Below are 9,499 nucleotides of genomic sequence, written 5' to 3' on the forward strand. Positions count from 1 at the left end.
TGCCCCGGAAAGTTCCCTCAGAAAGGCAGTATCGAGGTTAATACCCTCCAGTTCCATAGCGGCCAGTACCCGCAGGAGCGGAACCTCGATATCTTTAAAAAGGGATTCTGTCCCCGCAGCATTTAATTCCGGCCTGAAGGCTTCAGAAAGCTGTAGGGTAATATCTGCATCTTCCACGGCGTATTCCGTAATCTGTGCTACCGGAACCTCCCGCATACTGAGCTGGTTTTTCCCTTTTTTCCCGATGAGTTCTGTAATGGGTACCGGGCGGTAATCCAGATAGGTCTCCGCCAGTACATCCATATTGTGACGCATATCCGGATTGATCAGGTAGTGGGCCAGCATGGTGTCAAACAGGGCCCCCTTGACGACGACGCCATATTTGTCCAGTACTTTGATGTCGTATTTCAGGTTCTGACCTATTTTTTCGACAGCCTCATTTTCAAAGAAGGGTCGTAATTTCTGAATCAGGGTATCGGCTTCGGCCCGATCTTCGGGAAAGGGAAGGTAAAACCCTTTGTGAGCTTCCCAGCTAAAGGCGATACCGACAAGTTCCGCCTGCAGGGGATTCAAAGAAGTGGTTTCCGTATCAAAACAAACCCGGTTTTGCTGCTCCAGGCGCTGTAAAAATAGTCGAAGGGCCATCTCACTCTCAACAGGCTGATAAAGATGGGAGACTTCAGAAATGGTCTTACGCCCTGTATAGTCTTCCACGGCCGGGGCATCTGAATTTCCTCCAAAAAGCGAAAACTGTCCGCTCCCGGCTTGCTTTGGATTTTCATTCGCCCTTTCCGTGTCCTTAGATCCGGAGGTCGTCGTCTCTGTATCGTCAGGAGAAAACAACTTAAGGAACTGATCTTTCAACCTGCGGAATTCCAGCTCTTCAAAGAGTTCTTGTACCTGCTGGCTGTCGGGAACGCTGAGTTCATAGTCCTTTTCATCGAACTGAACCTCGCAATCCACACAGATCGTGGCTAGTTTTTTAGACAATCTGCCGAGTTCGGCATTGTCTTCAACTTTCTCCCGCATTTTACCTTTGAGCTTATCCGTATTTTCCAGAAGTCCTTCGAGCGATCCGAATTCCTGCAAGAATTTTTTGGCAGTTTTATCCCCAACCCCAGGAAGTCCCGGGATGTTGTCACTACTGTCCCCCATCATACCCAGGTAGTCGATGACCTGTTCGGGGCGCTCTACGCCAAAACGCTTCTGTATTTCAGGTATCCCCCAGATTTCAATGCCATTTCCCATACGGGAGGGCCGGTACATAAAAATATTTTCTGAGACCAATTGTCCAAAGTCCTTATCTGGAGTCACCATATAAACCCGGTAGTCCTCTTTTTCGGCTTGTTTGGCCAGCGTACCAATTATATCATCCGCTTCCAGACCTGAAACTTCTATACAGGGAATATGCATGGCTTTGAGGATTTTCTGAATCCAGGGTACTGCTACCCGAATAGCATCCGGGGTTTCCAGCCGGTTGGCTTTATAGTCTGCGAACAATTCCGTACGCTCAGCGCTGCCATCTTTATCAAAACAAACTGCCAGGTGATCCGGCTTTTCCCTGCGGATGACGTCAAAAAGGGAATTCATAAACCCCATTATAGCTGAGGTATCCATTCCCTTGGAATTGATCCTGGGATTTTTGATCAGGGCGTAATATCCCCGGAAGATAAGGGCATAGGCATCCAGAAGGAAAAGGCGTTTTTTATCAGACATATACAGGTGGTTTGAAAGACTTCAAAGCTACTAAGATTCTCATGATTTCAGGTAACTCTCTACAGGGGTGTTCCGGTGTCCTTTTGAATCGTACTGCCGGTAACTGAACCCGGGTTGAATGCAATATCCGCCTGTTTCGCCCAGGGTGTTCAAAGCGATAAAACCGATCTGGAAATCTGTCCTCCCTGCATTTTTCTTCATAATGCGGAGTACGCCCTCCCTGCAGGCTTCTTCCGGGCTTTTACCCTGCCGCATTAATTCTACGATCAGGAAACTGCCTACCGTACGAACCACTTCTTCACCCATTCCGGTGGCAGTAGCTGCCCCAACTTCGGGGTCCACATAGAGCCCGGCCCCGATAACCGGAGAGTCTCCTACACGACCCCTGAGCTTATAGGCCATGCCGCTGGTCGTACAGGCCCCTGCTAAATCTCCATTGGCATCGAGTGTCAGCATACCAATAGTGTCGTGGTTTTCAATATTGATTACGGGAGCGTATTCAGAAGTTTTTTTCCATTCTACCCATTCTTTTCGGGATTTTGCGGTAAGGAGATCCGTCCGTGAAAATCCCTGTTCTGATGCAAATTGGGAGGCCCCGTCGCCCACCAAAATTACGTGGGGTGTTTTTTCCATGACCCGGCGGGCCACAGAAACGGCATGCACATATCCTTCCAGGCCCATTACCGCCCCACAATTGCTTTGGGAATCCATAATACAGGCATCCAGAGTGACAAAACCATCACGGTCGGGCCGGCCTCCCAGGCCAACGGTTTGATTTTCAGGATCGGCCTCTTCCACCATAACGCCCTGTTCGGCCGCATCAAGTGCTGTGCCCCCTGCTCTGAGTACGGACCACGCTTTGTCGGTAGCATTGCCAAAATCCCAGGTGCAAATGGCTACCGGCCCATCCGGCCGGATATTTCCAGCGGTTTTTGTTTCGGTCTCGGCACAGGAAATAAGGGGTGCCGTTCCCAGTATGGCCACGGAGCCCAGCGTGGAATTCTTAAGGAATTTTCTTCGGTGCATGGGATGAAGGAATTACATTTAGGGTATTAAAGATAGGGAATGAAGGTAGAAATATGCGTGACATCAGTGGATGCTGCCAAAATCGCCGAGGGGGCGGGTGCAGACCGCCTCGAACTCTGCTCTGAACTGGCAGTTGGCGGGGTTACCCCATCGGCAGGGCTTTTGGAGGCGATTAGGGATAGTGTTGCTATCCCGGTTCACGTACTGATCCGTCCCCGAAGCGGGAATTTTACCTATTCCGAGCATACAATTTCACAAATGCTACGGGATATTTCCTATTGCAGGACACTGGGCTTTGATGGGATTGTCACGGGGTGCCTCGATGCGAACAACCGATTGAATCGGGCAGGTATGCAGCGCCTGGCCGAAGCCTGCGAGGGTCTTCACCTGACATTCCACAGGGCATTTGACCGTATTGCGGATTGGGAAGCGGCCCATTTGGAACTCGGGGCTCTTGGGGTTGATACTATTTTGACGAGCGGCCAGGCTACGTCTGCCCTCCGGGGTTTATCCCATCTCGAGGAGCTGGTTCAAAAGGCGCATTGTGGTATCATGCCGGGAGGGGGCATTCGCCCTTCCAACCTTGAAGAGTTTATAGGAAAGGGATTCGAGGCGGTTCATCTGAGTGCCATAGACTCTCCGGCACCCGAGTTGTTTTCTGGTTTGCCGCTGAACACACCCGGTCTGCTGCGGGAGGGCGCACCCCTCTTACCGGATGCCGGGAAGATAGAAGCCGTTGTCCGCGCGATTAAGGCAAGCGGGAAGTAGGAGAAACGCTTCATAAAAAAGTATATTTGTAAAAAAAGATATGTTTCGCTGGATTCTGTTTGTCATTGTATATCTGGCTATGTGTCTGTATACCCTGCAGGCACTGCGTTCGGCTACGCGCTACCCCTGGCTGTACTACCTCTATACGGTTATTGCGCTGCTGATCCTCGGAAACATTATCTATCAGGTTGCCGTCGCCGATGAGACGGGTAGGGTGCTGAATCGGCCTATGAGCTATGCCTTTGGCTTTCTGCTCGCCATCCTCACCTTTAACCTGATTACCATGTTTTTCCTTTTTTCAGAGGACCTGTACCGCTTGCTCATAGGTGGGTATCACAGGTTATTTGGCGGGGCCAGGGAGTTCACATTACCTGAAAGAAGGCGATTTCTCAGTCTTATTGCCCTGGGGATCGCTTCCCTTCCCTTTGGGGCCTTGCTCTATGGGATGTACCGTGGGAAATACAGGTTCAGGGTCTTGAATTACGACCTTGAATTCAAAGACCTTCCCATTGAATTTCACAATTATACCATTACCCAGATTTCAGATATACATAGCGGCAGTTTTGACAACCGTAAGAAAATAGAATACGGGGTCTCCCTGATTAATAAACAGCAAAGCGATGTCATCCTTTTTACGGGGGATATGGTCAATAACAAAACCAGTGAGATGATTCCATGGGCAGATTTATTTGGAACCCTTGAGGCTCCGGATGGAAAATATTCGGTTTTAGGGAATCACGACTACGGGGATTACGTCGGCTGGGATACCGAGGATGCCAAAGCACAAAATCTCGAGGACCTTAAGGATTTGCAACGAGAAATGGGGTTTGACCTCCTGCTCAATGAGAATAGATACCTCAAAAAGGGAAACGGACAAATTGCCCTTATCGGTGTTGAAAATTGGGGTCGGGGCGGTTTTAAAAAGGCCGGAGACCTTAAAAAGGCCACGGATGGTATTGCCCCCGAGGATTTTAAAATACTCCTTAGCCATGATCCTTCCCACTGGGAAGACCAGGTCATCCACGACGAGTTGCACTATCACCTAACCCTCAGCGGCCATACACACGGGATGCAGTTTGGGATAGAAATTCCGGGGTGGATCAAGTGGAGCCCTGTCAAGTGGCGGTACAAATACTGGGCGGGGATTTATGAAGAACTCGGACAGTTCATCAACGTCAACCGGGGCTTTGGGTTCCTGGGATACCCCGGAAGGGTGGGTATCTGGCCGGAGATTACGGTGATCCGGTTACGAAAAACCGGTCTGAGTTAAATTTGAGCCGACCAACAGCCTGAATTCATAGGGGTTCCTACCGCATTTCACAATTTTTGTTACATTTGAACCTAAACCCAACGCCTGCCATATGTCTAAATTCGGGGAAATAATCGATCAGGAAATTCCTGTTTTGCTGGATTTCTACGCAGAGTGGAACGAAAATTCTACCTCTATGCATCCCGTTCTCAGGGATGTGGCTTCTGCCCTTGGAGATAAGGGGAAAGTGATCAAAATAGACGTGGATAAGAATAAAGAACTGTCCCAGGCGCTTCGCGTTAAGGGCCTTCCAACCCTTATCATCTACAAGAGGGGAGAAATGGTATGGAGACAAAGTGGGGAACAAGATGCCAATACACTCATCGGAATCCTGAACGAGTATATCTGAGAGCCGTCCCCGGCTTATTTTTACAATTTCACGCAGCCCGTTTTATTCCTCAATAGTCTCAGGAACAGTAGTGGTATCCGGAAGCTCTGTATCTATGGCGTCCTGAGCGATGGAATCCACAGGGGTTGGAGGAGGCGGGCCTAACCCGGGGACCTCGGGCAGCTCCTCCAGGAAGCTGTCCTTGTAAAAGCCAAATTTATCGAGCTGATCGTTGAAAACCTGAGTTTCTTTTTCAGCGAGTTCCCGGTCGTCGTTATCTATGGCGATATCGATGACCCTTTTATAGGCCTCCATGTCCGCCAGGATATCCTCAATTTGCTCGTACTGCTGGTCCAGGGGTACATTTTCATAGTACTCCAGGCGGTCTTTGTAGATCGTTCTGAGTTTTTCGAATAATGCCCGTGCCTTCATGGTCTCGCCTGTTTTGTAATACCCATCCAGAAAGGGTTCGGCGAAGGTGTAGAAACCGTAGTATTCCAGGGGCATATTGGTCATGGCCAAATCGATGACTTCCCGTGCCTTTTCTATTTTATTCTCTTCGATAAGTTTCTCGGTCAGTCGGGCCAGATTACTTCTGAGGGACAGTCCCTGGGATCGGGTTTGGGGATCGTGGTAGATTTCTGAACTTCCGGAATTTCCCCATTCCCAGTTCATCACCTTTTCATACATCAGGTCGGTGTCTATACGTCCCATCTCAAAGGGGCTCCTGTTTTGGGTACGGATGGGTACTAACTTATACGCCATACCATCCAGCTGCAGGTAATCCTTCATCCAGAGATATTCTGCATCGTCAAAGCTTCCCCCTGAGAAATAGATGGGGCGTTCCCAGTCGTTATTCGCCAGGATATCGAGCATCATGATCCGGTTTTTGGCAAGGGCCCCGGGCAGGTCAATATCGATATAATCGACAATCAGGGCAGAGTCTTTTTCTTTCACCACACCACTTTTCAGGACATTTTCCTTATTGACCGGTACCCGGATTTTATCGGTGGGGTAGTAGACCAGGTCCAGGGTACTTTCAGGATACTCGCCCACATCGGCACCATTTTTTTCCAGATAATACTGGAGTTTAGTCTCCTGCCGGTCACTGCCGATCCAGTTCATAAAATCCTTAATATCCCATCGGTTTTCAGTGATTTTTTGCAGATATATCACATCCCGATTGCCATACCTGTAAAGTTTATGGGTAAGCTGGGATGGGATAGGAGGGCTCTCATAGGCTTTGTGTTTCATTTGGTCCACATACCAGTCCGTGGCAAACAGGCTGGTACAAATGACGCGGACATCGGTCCGGTAACTCTCGATTTCCTGAACATACCAAAGCGGGAAAGTGTCATTGTCCCCAATGGTAAAAAGCATAGACCCTGCATCCTCTTCACAACTGTCCAGGTAAGTCATCGCAGCGGCCCGGGCTGTGTAGCGTCCGGAACGGTCATGGTCATCCCAGTTTTGAGCGCCCATCAGCACAGGTACGGCCAACAGACAGGCCACGGTAACAGCCGGAGCCCAGATTTTAGGGGAAATCCACTGCTTGAATTCCTCGTAAAGGGCTAAAACCCCCAGGCCAGCCCACATGGCAAAAATATAGAACGAACCTACCAGGGAATAATCCCGCTCCCGGGGTTGGAAAATATAGGGGTTGGTATAGAATTGAATGGCGATTCCTGTAAAAAGGAAAAACACAAAGAGCACCCAGAATTGCTTGGGATTCCTGGAAACCTGGAAGACCAGTCCGATAATCCCAAGGAGGAGGGGCAGGAAAAAGTAGGTGTTTCGGCCTTTATTGTCGAGCTTGTCCTGGGGAAGGTCATCCTGGCTGCCCAACCGCAGCGCGTCGATAAACTTTATCCCGCTGAGCCATTCGCCCTGACCGTTGTAGCGACCTTGCATATCGTCCTGTTTTCCCGTGAAATTCCACATGAAGTAGCGCCAGTACATATATCCGAACTGAAAGCTCAGCATGTAGTTGATGTTCTGCCATATCGACGGGGGGTGCACTTCAATATATTCCCCGAAGCGCCTTAGAAAACTCATATACTGGTCTGTCTCGATTTCCCCGTTCTCCAGTCCTTCCCGGACTTGTTGGGCAGCCATACGCAATTCTTCATTGTTGGTTTTGAGGCTGAAATCGAGCGGGCCAAAAAATTTCATATAATTCTCCGCGTGCTGATCGCTCCACATCCGTGGCAGCAGCCCCATATGGTCCTTGTTCGGACCTGGAAGGGCTTCCTTGTATTTGTTGACCACCACATACTTGCCCAGGGCTTCATCCCGCTCGTATTTGGGCTTGTCGTCCCGGTTTTCACCAGGAGGGGCGAAAAGGTCGGAGAAGTAGGCACCATAGACGGGACTGTCGACCCCCGGGTATTGCTCCCTGTTGTAATACGCGAGCAGGGCCCGGGCATCTTCGGGATTATTTTCGTTGATTACCGTATTGGCATTGGCGCGAATAGGCAGCATCAGCCAGGAGGAAAAACCGACGAACAAAAAGAGGCCACAGAGGATCAGGGTATTGGCCCTCAGGTAATTGTTCTTGCGGGTATAACGCAATCCAAAGTAGAAAGCCGCGGCAAATATAACACCCATAATCAGTGTTCCCGAATTAAAGGGAAGTCCGATTTCATTGATAAAGAAGACCTCGCTCCACCCGAAAACTTTTAAGACATAGGTCAGAGAAAATTTATAGACCAGAATCAATACGAGGATGACGGCGATATTGGCCAGCAGAAAGTTCTTTACCGTGGTTTGCTTGTATTTCTTAAAGTAGTACAACAGGCCTATGGAAGGGATGGCGAGAAATCCCATAAACTGAATCCCGAATGTCAACCCTACGACAAAAGAGATCAGAATAAGCCAGCGGTTACCTCTTGGAGAATCGAGGTCGTCTGTCCATTTTAGCCCCAGCCAGAAGAGGAGTGACATGATGAGACTGGCCATCGCGTATACTTCAGTCTCAACGGCGTTAAACCAGAAACTATCTGAAAAGGTCAGGGTGAGGGACCCTACTAATCCGGCACCGAGAATGGCTATGGCTTTAGGGTTAGATAAAGGAGTATCCGATACGACCAGTTTCCGCCCCAGATTGGTAAGGGTCCAAAACATAAACAAAATGGCAAAAGCACTGGAAACCCCGGACATGAGATTGACCATCAGGGCGACCTTGTCTGCTTCTGTTGCGAAAAGGGCGAAAAAGGCTCCCATCATTTGGAAGAACGGTGCTCCCGGCGGGTGCGCCACCTGGAGTTTGGCCGAGGTGGAAATATACTCCCCAGCATCCCAAAAACTACCCGTGGGTTCGACCGTAAGAACGTATGTTACAAGTGCTATAAAAAAAACAAACCACCCGGTAAGGGTGTCCCATTTCTCAAAGTTTTTGGCAACCATGTATTTTGATTATTAGCTGGTATGGGGCGAATTTAGTAATTAATGGTCAGACCCGGCTTCCTTTTTCATAAAGCTTTAACACGTCAATGCCCTCTATCCCTGCATAAAACAGCTGAAAAAATCTTTGGCCTAATCAAAGTTTATTTTAAATTTGCACGCTCCATTGGAATTGGCCTATGGTGTAATTGGCAACACTACTGATTTTGGTTCAGTCATTCCAGGTTCGAGTCCTGGTAGGCCAACGCGAAACCCCCGACCTTAAAGAGGCGGGGGTTTTTATTTATGTCATATTGTTCCCGGTGTCTGTTTCCGTTGGGCTTAAAGTCCGGATTCAAATTCATAATATTTAATATCCATCCCCTCCAGAGCCTTCTTGAGGGATTCCGAGGCCGGTCCGAATACTTCTCCGGAAAATGTTGAGATCTCGAAAAATTGTCCTAAATAAGGTCCTATATTGGCCGCGTGTTCCAGAACAGCCTCCGAATTCCTGTAGGCTTCAATAACTTTACATTCAGACTGATCTGCGTTGAAGTGCCAGTCGTATTGAAGTGTGCCCGCTCCGGCTTCTTTGGCTTCGACAACTTCAATACATTGAGAAACTATTTTTTTGAATTCGTCTGTTTTTCCGGGGTGGATTGTAAAATGGGCTATTAACTGTAGGGGTTTCACAAGGGACATATTTCAGGTTTAAGGAGGTTAAGTTACACATTTCAATGGGTTTAATTTGGACAAATAAAGAGATTCCTATTTGCAGAAATGTTTCGGTGATTTACCTTCCTGAAATACGGGTATTCCCGGCAGTCCTAAGGGAGATTGGGAAAAGGGAGTTGCTGTTTTTTTATTTCCCCGGTTGGAGTATTTTTGATTTATGAAACAAGTCTTTGCTTTAGTTTTCCTGTTCCTATTCAATGCTCCTGTTGTCTTTGCTCAGAAGGATACTCTTATAG

The 9,499-nt window shown here is 48.7% G+C and carries 7 protein-coding genes and 1 tRNA gene; 4 read left to right on the forward strand and 4 right to left on the reverse strand.

Features of this window, described 5'->3' with window-relative positions; genetic code table 11:
* Together WBV75_RS08600 and WBV75_RS08605 are read right to left on the reverse strand one after the other, a co-directional pair.
* The coding region (locus tag WBV75_RS08600) for a 5'-3' exonuclease H3TH domain-containing protein (protein ID WP_424120220.1) at window positions 1-1,716 on the reverse strand (1,716 nt) is incomplete at its 3' end.
* A 39-nt stretch (window positions 1,717-1,755) separates the two neighbouring features.
* Window positions 1,756-2,742, reverse strand: coding sequence for an isoaspartyl peptidase/L-asparaginase family protein (locus WBV75_RS08605; RefSeq protein ID WP_424120221.1), 987 nt, complete (start codon window positions 2,740-2,742; stop codon window positions 1,756-1,758).
* Window positions 2,743-2,781: 39 nt separating this feature from the next.
* Between WBV75_RS08605 and WBV75_RS08610 the strand changes: the two genes are divergently transcribed.
* From WBV75_RS08610 to WBV75_RS08620, 3 genes are all read left to right on the forward strand, one after another.
* The gene (locus WBV75_RS08610; protein WP_424120222.1) at window positions 2,782-3,510 is read left to right on the forward strand and encodes a copper homeostasis protein CutC; all 729 of its coding nucleotides are present in this window, start codon (window positions 2,782-2,784) and stop codon (window positions 3,508-3,510) included.
* A gap of 40 nt (window positions 3,511-3,550) precedes the next feature.
* Complete coding sequence (locus tag WBV75_RS08615; protein WP_424120223.1) at window positions 3,551-4,780, forward strand: metallophosphoesterase; 1,230 nt, start codon at window positions 3,551-3,553, stop codon at window positions 4,778-4,780.
* 91 nt (window positions 4,781-4,871) lie between these two features.
* Window positions 4,872-5,168: a thioredoxin family protein gene (locus WBV75_RS08620; RefSeq protein WP_424120224.1), complete on the forward strand. Its 297-nt coding sequence runs from the start codon at window positions 4,872-4,874 to the stop codon at window positions 5,166-5,168.
* Window positions 5,169-5,210: 42 nt separating this feature from the next.
* Here WBV75_RS08620 and WBV75_RS08625 read toward each other — a convergent pair whose 3' ends face one another.
* Complete coding sequence (locus tag WBV75_RS08625) at window positions 5,211-8,552, reverse strand: DUF2723 domain-containing protein (protein ID WP_424120225.1); 3,342 nt, start codon at window positions 8,550-8,552, stop codon at window positions 5,211-5,213.
* 170 nt (window positions 8,553-8,722) lie between these two features.
* Here WBV75_RS08625 and WBV75_RS08630 point away from each other — a divergent pair.
* Window positions 8,723-8,794, forward strand: a tRNA-Gln gene (locus tag WBV75_RS08630).
* Window positions 8,795-8,870: 76 nt separating this feature from the next.
* Here the strand turns inward: WBV75_RS08630 and WBV75_RS08635 are convergent.
* Window positions 8,871-9,230: a putative quinol monooxygenase gene (locus WBV75_RS08635; protein WP_424120226.1), complete on the reverse strand. Its 360-nt coding sequence runs from the start codon at window positions 9,228-9,230 to the stop codon at window positions 8,871-8,873.
* Window positions 9,231-9,499 lie beyond the last annotated feature (269 nt).

The organism is Robiginitalea sp. (genome assembly GCF_049588695.1).
Taxonomy (GTDB): Bacteria; Bacteroidota; Bacteroidia; order Flavobacteriales; family Flavobacteriaceae; genus Robiginitalea.

What these genes read in the sequence shown, in the direction of transcription:
- WBV75_RS08610 (WP_424120222.1), top strand. Translation starts at nt 2,782, where the DNA reads ATGAAGGTAGAAATATGCGTGACATCAGTGGATGCTGCCAAAATCGCC.
- WBV75_RS08615 (WP_424120223.1), top strand. Translation starts at nt 3,551, where the DNA reads ATGTTTCGCTGGATTCTGTTTGTCATTGTATATCTGGCTATGTGTCTG.
- WBV75_RS08635 (WP_424120226.1), bottom strand. Translation starts at nt 9,230, where the DNA reads ATGTCCCTTGTGAAACCCCTACAGTTAATAGCCCATTTTACAATCCAC.
- WBV75_RS08620 (WP_424120224.1), top strand. Translation starts at nt 4,872, where the DNA reads ATGTCTAAATTCGGGGAAATAATCGATCAGGAAATTCCTGTTTTGCTG.
- WBV75_RS08605 (WP_424120221.1), bottom strand. Translation starts at nt 2,742, where the DNA reads ATGCACCGAAGAAAATTCCTTAAGAATTCCACGCTGGGCTCCGTGGCC.
- WBV75_RS08625 (WP_424120225.1), bottom strand. Translation starts at nt 8,552, where the DNA reads ATGGTTGCCAAAAACTTTGAGAAATGGGACACCCTTACCGGGTGGTTT.